At 59.5% G+C, this 15652-nt stretch carries 13 protein-coding genes; 6 read left to right on the forward strand and 7 right to left on the reverse strand.

What is annotated here, in order from left to right:
* A partial coding sequence (locus BLP65_RS15750; protein WP_139181541.1) for a DDE-type integrase/transposase/recombinase occupies positions 1-492 on the forward strand: 492 nt, incomplete at its 5' end.
* A 221-nt stretch (positions 493-713) separates the two neighbouring features.
* The gene (locus tag BLP65_RS16805) at positions 714-1064 is read left to right on the forward strand and encodes a hypothetical protein (protein ID WP_139181542.1); all 351 of its coding nucleotides are present in this window, start codon (positions 714-716) and stop codon (positions 1062-1064) included.
* A 49-nt stretch (positions 1065-1113) separates the two neighbouring features.
* On the opposite strand, the gene BLP65_RS15755 is transcribed toward BLP65_RS16805, so the two are convergent.
* Complete coding sequence (locus BLP65_RS15755) at positions 1114-1689, reverse strand: hypothetical protein (RefSeq protein WP_092999150.1); 576 nt, start codon at positions 1687-1689, stop codon at positions 1114-1116.
* 385 nt (positions 1690-2074) lie between these two features.
* On the reverse strand, positions 2075-3460 hold the full coding sequence (locus BLP65_RS15760; protein ID WP_092999152.1) for a hypothetical protein: 1386 nt from the start codon (positions 3458-3460) through the stop codon (positions 2075-2077).
* Between the two features lie 701 nt (positions 3461-4161).
* Between BLP65_RS15760 and BLP65_RS17260 the strand changes: the two genes are divergently transcribed.
* The gene (locus BLP65_RS17260) at positions 4162-4503 is read left to right on the forward strand and encodes an NAD-binding protein (protein ID WP_245688385.1); all 342 of its coding nucleotides are present in this window, start codon (positions 4162-4164) and stop codon (positions 4501-4503) included.
* Between the two features lie 207 nt (positions 4504-4710).
* Positions 4711-5658 carry a universal stress protein gene (locus tag BLP65_RS15770; protein ID WP_092999154.1) on the forward strand — a complete coding sequence of 316 codons (948 nt, stop codon included), beginning with the start codon at positions 4711-4713 and terminating at the stop codon, positions 5656-5658.
* A 150-nt stretch (positions 5659-5808) separates the two neighbouring features.
* On the opposite strand, the gene BLP65_RS15775 is transcribed toward BLP65_RS15770, so the two are convergent.
* From BLP65_RS15775 to BLP65_RS15785, 3 genes are all read right to left on the reverse strand, one after another.
* Positions 5809-6411, reverse strand: coding sequence for a hypothetical protein (locus BLP65_RS15775; RefSeq protein WP_092999156.1), 603 nt, complete (start codon positions 6409-6411; stop codon positions 5809-5811).
* A gap of 256 nt (positions 6412-6667) precedes the next feature.
* Positions 6668-7720, reverse strand: coding sequence for an agmatine deiminase family protein (locus BLP65_RS15780; protein WP_092999158.1), 1053 nt, complete (start codon positions 7718-7720; stop codon positions 6668-6670).
* A gap of 7 nt (positions 7721-7727) precedes the next feature.
* On the reverse strand, positions 7728-8021 hold the full coding sequence (locus BLP65_RS15785) for a hypothetical protein (protein ID WP_092999160.1): 294 nt from the start codon (positions 8019-8021) through the stop codon (positions 7728-7730).
* 111 nt (positions 8022-8132) lie between these two features.
* Between BLP65_RS15785 and BLP65_RS15790 the strand changes: the two genes are divergently transcribed.
* Complete coding sequence (locus BLP65_RS15790; protein WP_092999162.1) at positions 8133-10232, forward strand: YgiQ family radical SAM protein; 2100 nt, start codon at positions 8133-8135, stop codon at positions 10230-10232.
* A gap of 157 nt (positions 10233-10389) precedes the next feature.
* Here the strand turns inward: BLP65_RS15790 and BLP65_RS15795 are convergent, their stop codons facing one another.
* Positions 10390-13452 (reverse strand): efflux RND transporter permease subunit, encoded by a 3063-nt coding sequence (locus BLP65_RS15795; RefSeq protein ID WP_092999164.1) that lies wholly within the window; start codon positions 13450-13452, stop codon positions 10390-10392.
* A complete protein-coding gene (locus BLP65_RS15800; RefSeq protein ID WP_092999166.1) occupies positions 13449-14552 on the reverse strand; it encodes an efflux RND transporter periplasmic adaptor subunit in 1104 nt (367 codons plus the stop codon). The genes BLP65_RS15795 and BLP65_RS15800 overlap by 4 nt, the downstream gene beginning before the upstream one ends.
* Positions 14553-14675: 123 nt before the next feature.
* On the opposite strand from BLP65_RS15800, the gene BLP65_RS15805 reads away from it, so the two are divergent.
* Entirely contained in the window at positions 14676-15617 is a 942-nt protein-coding gene (locus tag BLP65_RS15805; RefSeq protein ID WP_092999168.1) for a LysR family transcriptional regulator, read from the forward strand.
* Positions 15618-15652: the final 35 nt, after the last annotated feature.

The following is a 15652-nucleotide window of genomic DNA, read 5'->3' on the forward strand; positions in this document are numbered from 1 at the left end:
ACCGGCAACCGCCGGCCCAACAGCCGTGGCGCCGGTTGGGAGTATGTTCACATCGCTATCGATGACCATTCCCGAGTGGCCTTTGGCACAATCCACCCGGATGAGACGGGTCGCAGCGCCTGCCGCGCCCTGTTGCAGACGGTGCGCTACTACGCCGGGCTGGGTATTCGCTTCAAGCGCGTGCTGACCGACAACGGGGCCTGTTACCGCTCAGAGCGCTTCGAGCGCCTGTGCCGGCGACTGGGACTGAAGCATCGGCTGACCAAGCCGTACAGCCCCCGGACCAATGGCAAGGCCGAACGGCTTATTCAAACCGCCCTGCACGAGTGGGCCTATGCCCGCTCGTACAAGAACTCAATGCAGAGAGCCGGGCAGTTTCCGGTTTGGCTACATGAATACAACTGGCACCGCCCCCATGCCAGTCTGGATTACAAGCCTCCGGTCAGCCGGTTGGGACTTTCCGTGAACAACCTTATGGGTTTACACAACTAGGCCTGAATTTGTTACAAAAAAAACGGTTCGCCAGATGAACGAATCCCCGGGCGAGAAGCGGCCGGAAGGCGAGGCGGTGCATTGACGCGGCGGATAGACCACAGTAAAAATTGAGAGAGTAAGCAACCAGAGGTCATTGAACCCTCCTAACTGAAGACCATTAGTTAGAGCTTGGCCGCAAGCTTATAGCGCCGTGGTGACGCACCAAGAAGGAGTGCGCTGTGTTTTCTGCAAAGCGTAGGACTGTTATTCCTACCATTTTCATCGCATCTGCCGCAGTTTTTTTGTCCGGATGCGGCAAACATCAAGCGGTGGGAAAATGGGGAGAACCGTTTGGCGACGGTTATATTTCCATCTACTCCGAAGGAGAAGCGAAGTTTCACAACCACGCATGCGGCTGGAGAGCTATCGACAGCCGCTCTGTTTATCTAACTTGCGGCTCTTCTCGATACGAACTTCGCTTGAGCGAACGCAATCTTGCGATTTTCGACAGCGGCTTTGGGCAAGATAAGGTAGTTAGATGCGATGGCAAGAGTGGCGGCTGCTTGCCTGCTATCTCGCCAGATAGATGAATCAGCTGGCGAGAAGCGGCCGGGGATGAGGCGAAGCACTAGCTAGTTCTTACTTAAAAAATAGCGCCATACGGCCGCCCACGGATGGGGCAACTATTGCCAAATCACTGGACGGCGTGAACAAGGACGGAGGCGGCTCAATTCGTCTTCCGTCTACCAAGCGGTAGTAATGGAGGATAAGCAGAAACAGGCCGCCCATCGCATTTAGTACGTTCTGCAAATTTGCCAGCTGGAAGTGCTCCCCGCGCTGGTGTTTCACCTTGTTATGGTCGCGCCACCAATCAGGGGTCTCATCTCTCTGCCAATTGCTCCACGGCTCAAGGCTCAATCCATACCGAGGAATCGTGACTGGCGAATTTTCGAGTTCTTGCAAGTGTTGGCGCAGAATAGTGCGATATTGCTCTATATTGCTAGGATTCGCTTCCGGGCCAACCAGAGAGCAAAGCAGCTTGGCCACGACATCGACCTCTGAGGCCGCCGCTAAAAAGAGGTGGGCCATTTCGATTGAGTACGCTCCAAAGTTGTTGCCAGAGAATTCCACGAATCGCGCCATCCGTTCCACGTCTGTCTCTAGGGCCAAGAAGTAATTCCAATGAAGAAGGCTTGTTTCTTCGTGAATGGCCATAAAGTCCTCCCGTTAACAGCTTTTGTCTGTACCCCATCCCCTTATTCAATTGCCCCAAGGCTACTTCGGGGAATCCTCTATTCTTCTTTCCATTGGGTCGTGATACATGTTAAAAAAATTAATGGACAGTATGGCACGGCCGGTAGTTAGCCAGTGCAAATAATAGGGGACGCACCACGGTTTCGGTCGGCCTGAATGGACGGTGTCTCGACCCAACCGGTCATTCACCGACTCCGCCCGGAATGACGGCTCTTGGCCGAAAAAAGCCATGAGGTCCACAGCCAGGCTTCGTTAATGCGACTTCAAACAATCGTCTTGCGCTCGTTTTCAATGCGCAACCGCGGCAGAATGACTTACAGGGCCTTTCGGTGAAATGCGCAGACGCTTAGTTTCCCGCCAGGATTGCACCATCCGGACTTTCAGTAATCCCCGGTTCGGGTTCAATATCGTCGTAGTCCGCTTTTTCCTTGAGTTCTTCGGTCTTGGTTTTCGGGGGTGGTGCGACCCACTTGGTCAGGTTTTGACCGGCGTCGCGGTAGAAAGCGGGTACCGCCGCAATGGCGGATTCAACAAAAACCTTTTGCCCTTTGAATCGACTACCTAGATCGATAACGCGAATGACTTCGAACGCTTTAGGTATTCCTTTGATCTTTGCTGGGACTAATGTGGAAGGTTCATCGATGGCCTCTGTTATCGAGCACTGTGTATCGGCTGTTTTTCCGGGCCAGATCGCCTTGATGAGTAAATCAGGGGACTCGGTGACGCTCTTGAGCTGCCGGGTCAGCCAATTAATGGCTGCGGTCGCGCGAGACCGATCTTCCGGTGCATTGACTCGCATGCTGAGAGAGAGAACTTTTCGGGTTAGATCGGCACAGATTGCAATTGGACCGGCGGCGTTGGGGACGGAAAGCGCTCCGTAGAGCGTCGAACGGGAGACAAGATCAGATATATCGGACTGTAGCAACGCTACTGGATCTTTTGCATGCGCCCTCGAAATTGCGACCTGCACGGTGCTGTTCGTGGCCATCGAGAGCTCAAGCGACATGTAACGGAGTAATTGTTGCCAGGAAACGGCGGTTGCCTCTATTTCGGGTGCACTTTTCTTCAGCACCGCGCCTTCCTGAACCTGCGTACAGACGTCTTTCCACTCCGAATTCATCGAATTCATCGGGGATACACCGGAATACGAGTGGCCAAGATAACGGACCAATTCACGAAGAATCATCGACTGTTCCCGATCATCGATACCTTTGGCCTCCGACATAATGGAAGCTTTTGAGAGTACCGAAAGCCATGAGAAGTGAAACAGATCGACGGTGCGGGTTTTGGTCTTATTGACCGATACCGGATGGTGGGTGGGGGTGGTGGCAAATTGGTTGGAGATGGTAATGACGGCATTAGCCCCTACCTCCCGAGCCAAATCGAGATAGCTTTCAATCTGCTCTTTCGTGAGATCGTTGTTGCCTATTTTTGATTCGACAAGAGCAGACCAACGGTTCGAACCACGAGTAATCACAATGAGGCCGTCGGGTCTGGCCCTGTTTTGATCTTTGTTCTTGAAAACGATTTCCGTATAGCACTTGATGTCGGAGCGTACCCCGATTTTCGCCCCGGCATCCGTGAGAACCGCTTCAGCAAGCTGTGGCACGAGCATGAAGGTGGATAGTAGGACCGAGGTGGCGCGCTCCTCTTTCTTGGAATCAGCAACCACTGGGACCAGACGGGCTTTTGAACCGGATAAGATGTTGTCTGTGATATCGGTAGCGGACATAAAAACACTCCCTTTTGTTTTGTTCCTTTCTCCTACGCAGCCATCACTATATCACCCGCATTTGCCGCGGCAAGGCGGCTGGCCGATAAACCTATTGCACAACAGAGTCGACGGTAACCGACGAACCGCTACCTAACACGTAATGTCGCAGGGGAAACCCGTGCGATTGGGCAAGCTTGGCGGATCAGATGCAGGTCATTGTTCGTTAGCTCGGTATTCGTTGACTGACCGCCGGCGCAGAGGATTCGGCTGACCCAATCGGACCACGCCTGGCGAAACATTTGGGTTTTGTCGTCATCGGCTCTGCCTGAGAGGACCTACTGGAGGTATTTTTCCACCTACGGGGTCGGTGGGACGTGGAGGGGAGGGGTCTGTTCAGTCCGATTTTTGGCCCAATCTCAGGCCCCACCTGGACAACAACACCCCCTTTAATATCGCGTACGACCATTTCCACCCACTGACTCTTATCCGATCACCGACTACAGGCTGGTTGTGGAAACGTCGTCGAAAGTAGTTGGCGATGGTGGCATCCACTGCATCATCGGGTGTGGGAAAACCGTAAAATTCAGCCACGTCGATTGATGGTGGCGAATTTTCGCTGATTCTGGCGGCACTGGGGCTGAGCCCTCAATCACCTGGAACAGGGAACGGTAGGGCTGATTACCCTGGTTGGACTGGTCACCATCAGCGCCTCCACCTACATGATTCTTTACTCGCATGCGATCTATGAGCGCATCGCGCCCTGGCTGTCGATTTTCGAACGCAAAGTGGCACATCGGGAGTTGGACAGCCCGCTGGAAGATGAGGGGCGCGTCGATACCCTTCTAATAGGATTGGGCCGTTTCGGTGCTGCCATTGCGGCGAGCCTTCGCGAGCGTGGCTGCCGATTGCTGGCCGTCGACTTCGATCCGGAGGCTGTCCGCCAGCACACCCGCTATGGCTACACTGTCCATTACGGCGATGCCGAGGACCCCGAATTTGTGGCCTCTCTCCCCTACAACGGGCCGAGTGGGTGGTCAGCATCGTTCGCGACCGCAGCATAAACCAGATGTTGCTGCACGGCCTGCAGCACAGGGTTACCCGCGAAAAGTGGCGATCTCTGCATCAAGCCGCCAGGAGGCCCGGTTGTTCGAAAAGGAGGGGGTAGACAAAGTATTAATACCCTATGCCGATGCGGCTGAAGAGGCAGCAGAGCGACTGTTTCCCGCAAAAACGTCGGTTGCCGTTCCCCAACCGGCGGGAGAGAATCCATGAAAGGTTTCAAAAACATCCTTTACGTATCCGAGAACGCGGTTGAACAGGATTCCGCCCTTGCGAGGGCGGTGTCATTGACGGAGAACAATCAGGCCGATTTAACGGTCATCGATGTGATTCCTCAGGTCACTGCGGGCATCGGACTTCCCCCTGATTTGCAGGCGAGGTTCGAGGCCGAGCGCCGGCAGGCCCTGGATTCCCTGGTGGCGCCGCACCGCGAGCGCAGGCGTATTCATTGCAAGGTGCTGACGGGCTCGATGTATCTGGAAGTGATCCGCGAGGTACTCCGGGATGGCTACGATCTGGTGATCAAGCCCGCCGCGAACCCGGATTTTCTGGAAAGGATTTTCGGCAGCGAAGACATGCACCTGTTGCGCAAATGTCCCGCGCCAGTCTGGTTGATGAAAACAGCCGAAAAAACCAACTACGAATGCATCCTGGCTGCCGTCGACTTCGACCCGTCGGAGCCCGAATCGGCGCGACAGGGGCTGAACCGTAAGCTTTTGGAACTCTCCAGTTCGCTCGCGCTCTCCGATTTCGCTCAATTGCATCTCGTGCATGTCTGGGATACCCCTGCGGAAATGCTGTTGCGCTCATGGAGCGACAACCCCGGGGAAGCCGCCTCCCGCTATGTTGAAAGCGAGCGCTCACGCCATCAGAACGGGATGGCTTCTCTGCGTGAGGGATTACGTGCGCAGATAGGCCAGGAGGCCTACGACTATATCTCTCCCCACTTTCACTTGATCCAGGGTTCGGCAGCCAGGGTAATTCCTGCGATGGCTAAACAGTTGCAGGCCGATTTGGTCGTCATGGGAACGGTAGCGCGCACCGGCATCCCCGGACTCTTTATCGGCAACACGGCGGAGACGGTTCTCGAGCAGTTGCGCTGTTCCGTGCTCGCCACTAAACCGCCAGGTTTCGCCTCACCCGTGACGTTGAGATAATCGGGCCCGGTTTCCACCTCATTTGCCGCTAGCTCGAACTCCAACCTGTTCTTTCTCCGTTTCAACCGCGGCTGCACTGGTTTTGTCCCTTCTCCCCAGGAGGATTGGGATGCGGGTAACCCGCCGGATCAGGTGCAGGTTATTTGTTCGTCAGCTCTCGCTGATCGTCGATTGGCCGCCGTCCTGGAGGATTCGGCTCACCCGGTCGGCCCAGGCTTTTCGAAATCGTTGAATAGTCTCATCATCGGCGTTGCCGGAGAGTACCTGCTGCAGGTCTCTCATCATGTGGGGGTCGGCCGGGATCGGGGAGGCGTCGTACTGCAGGGTGACCTGCTCGCCGGTGTCGTTGCGCTCGAAGGTAGCTGTGACGGGTCCCCGCTCGGCGTCGGCTTCGAAGCTGAGCAGGCCCTTGCGGACGTGCTGGCCGCCCAGGCCGGCGAAGCCGTTTTCGGCCGCGGCGCCGGTGAGGAGGGTCAGGACCTGGGTGAAGGGGCCGTTGGCGCCCTGGTCGGGCGGGGCGGCGAAGCGGATGCGGATGCCGCCGCGCAGGGGGCGCTCTTGCGGATAGAGCCGTGCCATCGCCTGTTGGGCCATCACGAAAGCACCGGCCACGGTGGGGCAGGCGTGGCCGGCCAGTTTGATGGCGTCGTCGAAGGTATAGGTGAAGACGCCGTCGCCTGCGCCGAGGAGTTGCGCCAGGGGATCGAAAAGCTCCAGTGTGGTGCTATCAGGGAATAATTTGGAAGTGTGCATGGGTGCTGCTCCGTAAGGATGAAAAATTTCGCCCCCTCCCTAACCCTCCCCCGGAGGTGGAGGGGATGGGCTGGAGATGCTTGCTGCTATGGAAAATTTCCCCCTTCCTGCCCCTCCCCGGGACGTGGAGGGGCACTGGAGAAGGCGTTTGTTCCAAGGAATGCCCCCCTTTCTGGGAGGGATGGGCGACATCTCCCTGAGGGGCTTTGCTCCTGTGAACGGTTGCCATGGTAGCAATACTTCGCCTGTGCTGAGGTTAGCGGCGATTATCGAGTGTGCCGGCCGGCAGCTGCATGGTTGCGCAGTGGATGCTGCCGTACTGGCGGATGAGGGGGAGGGCATCGATGGCGATCAACGTTTGATCGGGGAAACACTCGCCCAGCCGCTGCATGGCCACCGCATCGCTCGGGTCGTCATAGGTGGGGACCAGGACGGCATCGTTGATGATCAGAAAATTGGCATGGGTGGCCGGCAGACGGTCGCCCTGTTCGTCATATTTGGGGGCAGGAAGGGGCAGGGGGACGAGGCGGTAGGGGGCTCCGTCTTCAGTGCGGAATTCCTTCAGCTCGGCTTCCATGGCCGCCAGTTCCGGGTAGTCGGGATCGTTCGGGTCGGTGCAGGCGACATAGGCGATGGTGGCCGGATCACAGAAGCGCGCCAGGGTATCAATGTGGCCATCGGTATCGTCGCCGCTGAGCAGACCCTTTTTGAGCCAGAGTACGCGGCGGGTGCCGAATTCACGGGCAAAGGCTGCCTCCAGGTCGGCGCAGTCGTATTGGGGATTGCGCTGGGGGGAGAGCAGGCAGTAGCTGGTGGTCAGCAGGGTTCCGGCGCCGTCGCTCTCGATGCTGCCGCCCTCGAGGATGAGGCTGATGCCGTCCATGGGGGTATCGCCGAAGGCCCCGGCACGCTCGAGGTTGCGGGAGACCTGGTTGTCGAGCCGGTACTCGTATTTCCGGCCCCAGCCGTTGAAGCCAAAGTCGAGCAGGAGGGGGCTGCCATTGCGAATCACGGTAACAGGACCGTGATCGCGCACCCAGACGTCATTCGAGGGCACGGTGAACAGCGCCACTCGATCCATCGAAACCTTGCCCTTTTCCAGTAGCTGTCGAACCCGGGTGCGATGGGCCGGGTCGAAGCAGGAGATGAGCACGCGTTCGTGTTCGGCCACGGCACGGGTGATGGCCACGAAAACCGGTTCGACCTCCGCCAGCCGATCACCCCAGTCGCTATGCGCATGGGGCCAGGTCAGCAACAGGCCGTCCTGCCGCTCCCATTCGGCTGGCAGACGGACGTTGGAACCGTTCACGGCGGGTTCAGCGATTGAGAACCGAGTGAATCACGTACTGGTGCTCGAAATAGACGGTGAAATCGTCATATTTCCAGCGGGTAATGGGCGGATCACCGACCGGCGCCGCCTTTTGCTCGGGGGGGCCGAAGCGCTTTTCGACCTGGCGCATGCTCATGCCTTTAGCCGGCATTTCGATTTCGACTTCCACCCGTTCGGTGGGAGCACGATCTTTGGGGGGCATGGTAAGCGTGTCCGCCGTAGCGGGCAGGCTGAATAGCCCGATGAATATCAGCCCTGTCGCGGCGGATAGAAGACGCATCGTACGGCTCCTTGATAAACTGTTCACTTTCCGCAATATACCGCGGCTGATTGTCCCACGTAAAATGCGGTTTGGCCTGCGCGCTGCCGCACACCCTGGTTATTTACTCTTATGATCCAAGAAACTCCCGATTTGTTCTCCTATCGCCGCTTCTGGGCGGCGCGGCTGCTGCCGGCGCCGGTGCTGCCCATGAGCCGGCAGGAGATGAATGAACTCGGCTGGGACAGCTGCGATGTCATCCTGGTCACCGGGGATGCCTATGTGGATCATCCCAGTTTCGGAATGGCGCTGATTGGCCGCCTGCTGGAGGCTCAGGGCTTCCGGGTGGGGATCATCGCGCAGCCCGACTGGACCTCGGCAGAGGCCTTTTCGGTGCTCGGCCGGCCCAATCTGTTCTTCGGTGTCACGGCCGGCAACATGGATTCCATGGTGAATCGCTATACGTCGGACCGCAGACTTCGTTCCGATGACGCCTACTCGCCGGGAGGCGAAGGCGGTAAACGCCCCGACCGTTCCACGCTGGTCTACTCCCAGCGCTGCCGGGAAGCCTATAAAGACGTGCCAATCATCATCGGCGGTATCGAGGCGAGCCTGAGGCGTATCGCGCACTTCGATTACTGGTCCGACAAGGTGCGCCGGTCGATCCTGGTGGATGCCAAGGCGGATCTGCTGCTGTTCGGAAATGCCGAGCGCTCCATTGTGGAGATCGCTCACCGCCTGGCCCGGGGGGAGGCGGTCGGTACCATCCGGGACCTTCGCGGTACGGCATTTTTCGGCGGTGTGCCGGGCGAGTGGTTCGAACTCGATTCCAGTGAGGTGGATACCCCGGGGGAGCAGGTCGAACCGCCGCACGATCCGTATGCCGCAGAGCCGTGCCGAACCGTGGTTCACCAGCTGCGGGAGGTGCCGCGCGATCAGCGGGACAATGTGGTCATTCGCCTGCCGTCGTTCGAGCAGGTGCGTCGTGACGACGTTCTCTACGCCCACGCCTCGCGAGTCATGCATCTGGAGACCAACTACCACAACGCCAGGCCTCTGGTTCAGCGCCATGCCGACCGGGACGTGTGGATCAATCCGCCGCCCGTGCCGCTGTCGACCAAAGAGTTGGACGGTGTCTATGAGCTGCCGTACACGCGTCGTCCGCATCCGGCCTATGGTGATGCGAAGCTGCCCGCCTACGAGATGATCCGCTTCTCCATCAACATCATGCGGGGCTGTTTTGGCGGCTGTACGTTCTGCTCCATTACCGAGCACGAAGGGCGCATCATCCAGAACCGTTCCGAGGAGTCGATCCTCCACGAGATAGAGACCGTACGCGACACGGTGCCCGGTTTTACCGGCAATATCTCTGATCTGGGCGGGCCGTCCGCCAACATGTACCGTTTGCGCTGCCGATCCGAGGAGATCGAATCGGCCTGCCGACGACTCTCCTGCGTCTATCCGGACGTGTGCCGGAACATGTCCACCAGCCACAAGCCGCTGACTCAGCTCTACCGCAAGGCGCGGGAGCTGCCGGGTGTGAAACGGGTCTTCATCGCGTCCGGGCTTCGCTACGACCTGGCGGTGCACGATCCCGAATATGTCAAGGAGCTGGTGACCCATCATGTGGGCGGCTATCTGAAGATTGCCCCGGAGCACACCGAAACCGAACCGCTGTCACACATGATGAAGCCCGGCATGGGCACCTATGACCGCTTCAGGGAACTGTTCGAGCGCTACTCGAAAGAGGCGGGGAAGGAGCAGTACCTGATTCCCTATTTCATGTCAGCCCACCCGGGTGCCAGGGAAGAGGACATGCTAACGCTTGCCCTGTGGCTGAAGCGCAACAAATTCCGGCTGGATCAAGTGCAGAATTTTCTGCCGTCCCCGATGGCGCTGGCCACGGCCATGTGGCACACAGGGCACAATCCGCTGAAGCGGGTGCGACGTGAACCCGGTGATGTCCCGGTGCCCAAGGGTGGCCGCGCCCGCCGGCTCCAGAAGGCCTTTCTTCGCTATCACGACCCCGACAACTGGCCGCTGTTGCGCGATGCGCTGAAACGCATGGGTCGCGCCGATCTCATCGGCAACGGCAAGCGCCACCTGGTGCCTCGCTGGCAACCGGGCATGGCGCCAAAGCCGGGGCCGATGCGAGCACCGGTGCAGAAGGGCAAGCCGGTGGCGCGTTCCAAAGACCCGCGCAAGGGCCGTCGCAAGGTCGGGGGTCGTTAGTAGCATTTGTGAACGCCCCTTCTTCGTGAGGGGGCGGGTAGGAGGCGCGCCGGGGCGGCCCTCCTACCGGAGAACGAAGGCGTATTCCCGGTAGGAGGCGCGCCCCCGCGGCGATATTTTGAGCAAATCTCTGCGCACTCTGCGGTGAGAACAGCCTTCAAACCGTCTCTTCGTTCGCCTCCAAAGCGCGTTCGGTCTTGGTGTGGTCGCGGGCCAGCAGCAGGTAGAAGGCGGGCAGCACGAACAGCGTGAACAGGGTGCCGATACCGAGGCCGGTGGCGACGGTCAGGCCGATGTGGAAGCGACTGACTGCGCCGGGTCCTGCAGCGGTGAGCAGCGGCACCATGGCTACAATCAGCGCGACGCTGGTCATGATGATGGGCCGTAGCCGGATCGATGCGGCCTGCTCGACCGCCTTGCGTTTCGAGAGGCGCTCCTTGATCTGCAACTGGTTGGCGAACTCGACGATCAGGATGCCGTTCTTCGCCACCACGCCGATCAAGGTGATCAGTCCTACTTGGGTATAGATGTTGATGGTGGCAAAACCCAGGGTGATGAAGGCCATGGCCCCGGCGATGGAGAGCGGGACCGAGACCAGGATGATCGCCGGATCACGCCAGGATTCGAACTGTGCAGCCAGCACCAGGTAGATGACCATCAGCGACAGGAAGAAGGTCACCATCAACGCGCTGCTCTGCTGTGCAAACTGGCGCGAACCACCCGTATAGTCGAAACCGTAGCCCTTCGGGAAGAGCTCTTGAGCCTGCGTCTCCAGGTAGCCCAGGGCATCACCCAGGGCGACCCCCGGCATCATGACCCCCTCCACGGTGAGGGAGTTGAGCTGCTGGAACTGCGTCCGCTTGGAGGGCTCGACTCCATCCTCCAGCCGCACCAGTGTGGAAAGCGGTACCAGCTCCCCCGAGCCGGCGCGAACGTAGTAGTCCTCCAGCATGGCGGAATCGAGCCGGAATTCGCGTTCCACCTGCGGGATGACCTTGTAGCTCCGTCCGTCCATGCTGAAGCGATTCACCTCACCGCCGCCCAGCATGCGCGAGAGATTACGGCCGATCTCCGCCATGGAAATGCCCAGATCGCCGGCACGATCCCGATCGATGAGGAGATTGGTAACCGGTCGGTCGATCTCCACCGACTTGCGCAGGAACATGAAATTGCCCGACTCCATGCCGCGGCCGATGAGCGCGTCGGCAGTTCCCGCCAGCTCTTCATAGCCCCGGTCAGTGGTGATGACGAATTGAACCGGCAGCCCGCCACCGGATCCCGGCAGGGAGGGACGAGGGAAGACGGCGGTCTGGAATCCCGCTACGCCCTTCAGCGCCGCATCCACCTCGGGCTGGATCTCCATCTGGGAACGTTCCCGCTCCGTGGCGGATTCCATCTTGAAACCGCCAAAGACCGTATCGGGGCTGCGCCCGAGGATGGTGAAGCCTTCGTGGTATTCCGGGAACTCCTCAAACAGCCCCTGAATCTGCCTGGTGTAGACCTTGTGGTAGTCGAGCGTCGCCGTCCTCGGTGCTGTACCCTGGAAGAACAGAATGGCCTGGTCTTCGGTGGGGGCGAGTTCGCTTTCACTGGTGATGAACATGAAATAGATGGAAGCGAGGATCACCGCACCGAAGAATACTGCCACCGGCACCGAATCCAGTGCTCCGTGCAGCAGCTTCAGATAGCCGGCAGAGAGCCGCTCGAAACTGCGTTCGACGAACTGCTCGAAGCGGCCCTGATTGCCATGGGGCTTGAGCACCTTGGACGAGATCATCGGCGAAAGGGTCAGGGCGACAACGCCCGAGATTAATACGGCGCCGGTAAGGGTGAAGGCGAATTCCGTAAACAGCGAGCCGACCAGACCGCCCATAAAGCCGATGGGGGCGTAAACGGCCAGCAGTGTCGTGGTCATGGCGATGATCGGCACCGCCAGCTCTCGCGCTCCCGATATGGCCGCCTGGAAACGGGTCTCGCCGCGCTCGATATGCCGATGGACGTTCTCCACCACGATAATGGCGTCATCCACCACCAGACCGATGGCCAGGACCATCGACAACAGCGTGAGCAGATTCAGCGAATAGCCGAGGACGTACATCACGAATGCCGCACCGATGAGCGAGAGCGGTACCGCCACCGCAGGTACGATGGCGGCCCTGAACGAGCCCAGCGTCAGGTAGACCACCAGCAGCACAATCAGTACCGCCTCGGCGATGGTTTTATACACCTCGTCGATGGAGTCGTTGATGAACTTGCTGGCATCGTAGGGGACGCGAACGTTGAATCCGTCCGGTAGCTGCGCGCGAATCTGCGGCACCTCGTCATTGACCGCTTCCGCCACGGTCAGCGGATTGGCGCCGGGAGCCTGTTCGATGGCCAGGAACACGGCAGGGGTGCCGCTATACCAGGCGGTCGACTCGTAATCTTCGGCCCCCAGTTCCGTGCGGGCGATATCGCCAAGCCGGACCAGCGTGCCGCCTTCGCTCAACACCACCAGGTCATCGAAATCCTCAGGCGCCGAGACATCGGTGGTGGCGGTGAGATCGACGCGGACATACTTGTCCTTGGTGGAGCCCACGCCCGCCAGGTAGTTGTTGTCCTGGAGCACCTCGGCGACATCATCGGCCGTGACTCCGAGGGAGGCCATGCGCTGGGGATCGAGCCAGATACGCATGGCGAACCGCTGGCCGAACAGGCGCGCCTTGGCGACGCCCGGAAGGGCCTGCAGCTGGGGCTGCGCGACACGCAGGATATAATCTGTGAGCTGCGGACGCGGTACCGTATCGCTATAGAAAGCGATATACATCAGGGCCGTCGAATCGCCGGTGGCGGAATCGATCACCGGGTCCTCTGCGTCGGCGGGCAACTCGTTGCGTTTACTGGCGACCTTCGCCTGGATTTCGGCCACGGCGGCGTTCGGATCATAGTTGAGCTCCATGTGCGCCTCGATGACAGAGGCACCCTGGGAGCTGCTGGAGTTGATGTAATCAATGCCGTTGGCCTCGGCGATGGCCTGCTGCAGCGGTGTGGTTACAAAGCCCTTTACCAGCTCCGAACTCGCACCCGGGTAGGCGGTCGCAACCGTCACCACCGTATTCTGGATCTCGGGGTACTGGCGGACCTCCAGCAGTCCGAGCGAACGGACGCCGAGCAGCAGTATCAACAGACTGACTACCGTCGCCAGGACCGGCCGACGGATAAAGATGTCTGTGAACTTCATTCCGTAGTCACCTCGGCGTCGTCGAGCTCGACGCTGTTATCGGCGGTAATGGCTTGACCGTCACGCAGCTTCACCAGTCCGGCGCGGACCACTTGTTGCCCGGCCTGCAGACCTTCCGTTACCACCACGCGACCCTCGCGGACTTTCCCGGTGGTTACCTGTTGCCGTTTGGCTCTCAGCGTACCGTCCTCTTCTTCAGTCACGGCATACAGGAAGCTGCCGTAGGTGTTGAAGCTCACGGCCGTCCGCGGAACCGTCAGCACCTCGCGCGACTCCTTATTGAAGGTAAGTACTTCGACAAACATGCCCGGCCGCAAGCGGCCGTCGGGATTATCCAGGCTGGCGCGGAGGCGAATGGTCCGGGTTCCGACATCAATGCCGGAATCGATGGCCGTGATCCGGCCCTTGAAGACCTCGTCGGCATAGGCGTCGGCACGAACCTCGATTGGCAATCCCTTGCGCATTTCGGAGAAATTGCGCTCGGGCAGGGCGTAATCGACATAGATCGGATCGAGGGCCTGCAGGGAAACGATGCGGGCACCCGGTGAGATGTATTGGCCCAGATTGATGCGGCGGATACCGAGCACACCGGCGAAAGGAGCGCGGATACTTTTCTGCGCAATCCTCTCCTCCTGCTCGGCCACACGCGCATCGGCGGCGTCATACTTTGCCTGCGCTTCGTCGTGTTGGGATTTGGAGATCGCCTGGCGCCCCAGCAGGTCTTCGGAACGACGCAACTGCACCAGGGCGAGTCGCCGGTCCGCTTTAGCACCTTCCAGAGTGGCCCTGTCGACAGTGGCGTCCAGCTCAATCAGGGGGGTGCCGACATCGACCACGGCGCCGGATTCGAAGGTGACACGGCTTACCTTGCCTGCCACTTCCGAGGCGACATCAATGCCGCGAACGGCAGTGAGGCTGCCCACAGCGCGCAGAGAGGGGCGCCAGGTCTCCTGCCGGACCTCGGTGGTGGAGACCACCGCCGGCGGCTGCGGTTTGGCCATCTCTGCGGCCATTCCTTGCATCTGAAGGTATTTGAACCCGAAGATCCCGCCAAAGATAACCAGCAGGAACAGTGTAACGGCGACGAAGCGTTTAGCCATGGTTCGAGATTCTGATCCGTGTGTTGGAGGAAGCCGCTGGGGCTCGCTTTCGCAAGTACCAAAAAGAGGGCAATCGTCGCCGATCCGTTTATAAAGATAAACAATGCATTTATCATGGAACCCATGAATGATTTCGATTATTTGAGTCTGGACGGACGAGCATTGCGGCTCTTCATTGCCGTCCTCGAGGCCGGCTCCGTCACTGCGGCGGCGGAACGGCTCGGTGTAACCCAGTCGGCGGTAAGCCATACGCTGGAAAAACTGCGGAATATCACCGGAGACCCGCTGTTTGTGAAATCGGGGCGCGGCATCGTCGCGACGGCCTATGCCGAGACTCTTGGCGAGCGGGCACGCACGGTCCTGGAAGGGATGAAGGCGATTGCGCAGCCTCCCGATTTCGATCCCGTTACAGCACGGCGGGAATTCACGGTGGCCGCCAATGACTTCCAGCGCGACCTTCTGCTACCGCGCGTCCTTCGCTCCCTCTGTGAGGAGGCGCCGGGGATCCGTTTGCGGGTTATTCCGGCAGGCATCCCGGAGGTGGAGCTGTTGCGTGAAGATCGCTGCGACCTCATTATCACCCCTCGGCCGCCGCAGGGCAGTGATGTCCATACGGAACAGCTACTGGAAGACCGGCTGGTCTGCTTCTACGACAGGCGCCAGACCCAACCTCCGCGGGATTTGGCGGCCTATCTTGCGGCCCGACACATCGGGCTGCAGTATGAAGACAGCGAAAAGGCCGATTTTGAGAAACAGTTTCGGGCGCTCGGCATTCATCGCGACGTGGCGGTGGTGGTGGACAATGTCGCCGGGATTCCGGCCTTCATGCGCGGCACCGGCCTGCTCGCCATCCTGCCGAGTCTGCTCGATTCCGGGCTGATGCGGGAGTTCGCCTGGTGCGAACCACCGTTTGACCTGGATGCCTTGCCGCTGTTTCAGGTCTGGCATCGTCGCCATGACGAGGATGCCGCCCATCGCTGGCTGAGGTCCAAACTGACAGCGGCGGCCGGGGATGTGATCATCAACCGGTCGCCGAGAGCTCAATGGAAACCTAAGATCAAATAAGAGTCTAAATCGAAGGGCATGCCGCCCCGAGTCGC

Source organism: Thiohalomonas denitrificans (genome assembly GCF_900102855.1).
Classification (GTDB): Bacteria; Pseudomonadota; Gammaproteobacteria; order Thiohalomonadales; family Thiohalomonadaceae; genus Thiohalomonas; species Thiohalomonas denitrificans.

Excerpts from the sequence above, each read along its gene's own strand:
- BLP65_RS15755 (WP_092999150.1), bottom strand. The coding sequence starts at position 1,689 with ATGGCCATTCACGAAGAAACAAGCCTTCTTCATTGGAATTACTTCTTG.
- BLP65_RS15760 (WP_092999152.1), bottom strand. The coding sequence starts at position 3,460 with ATGTCCGCTACCGATATCACAGACAACATCTTATCCGGTTCAAAAGCC.
- BLP65_RS17260 (WP_245688385.1), top strand. The coding sequence starts at position 4,162 with ATGATTCTTTACTCGCATGCGATCTATGAGCGCATCGCGCCCTGGCTG.
- BLP65_RS15770 (WP_092999154.1), top strand. The coding sequence starts at position 4,711 with ATGAAAGGTTTCAAAAACATCCTTTACGTATCCGAGAACGCGGTTGAA.
- BLP65_RS15775 (WP_092999156.1), bottom strand. The coding sequence starts at position 6,411 with ATGCACACTTCCAAATTATTCCCTGATAGCACCACACTGGAGCTTTTC.
- BLP65_RS15785 (WP_092999160.1), bottom strand. The coding sequence starts at position 8,021 with ATGCGTCTTCTATCCGCCGCGACAGGGCTGATATTCATCGGGCTATTC.
- BLP65_RS15790 (WP_092999162.1), top strand. The coding sequence starts at position 8,133 with ATGATCCAAGAAACTCCCGATTTGTTCTCCTATCGCCGCTTCTGGGCG.
- BLP65_RS15795 (WP_092999164.1), bottom strand. The coding sequence starts at position 13,452 with ATGAAGTTCACAGACATCTTTATCCGTCGGCCGGTCCTGGCGACGGTA.
- BLP65_RS15800 (WP_092999166.1), bottom strand. The coding sequence starts at position 14,552 with ATGGCTAAACGCTTCGTCGCCGTTACACTGTTCCTGCTGGTTATCTTT.
- BLP65_RS15805 (WP_092999168.1), top strand. The coding sequence starts at position 14,676 with ATGAATGATTTCGATTATTTGAGTCTGGACGGACGAGCATTGCGGCTC.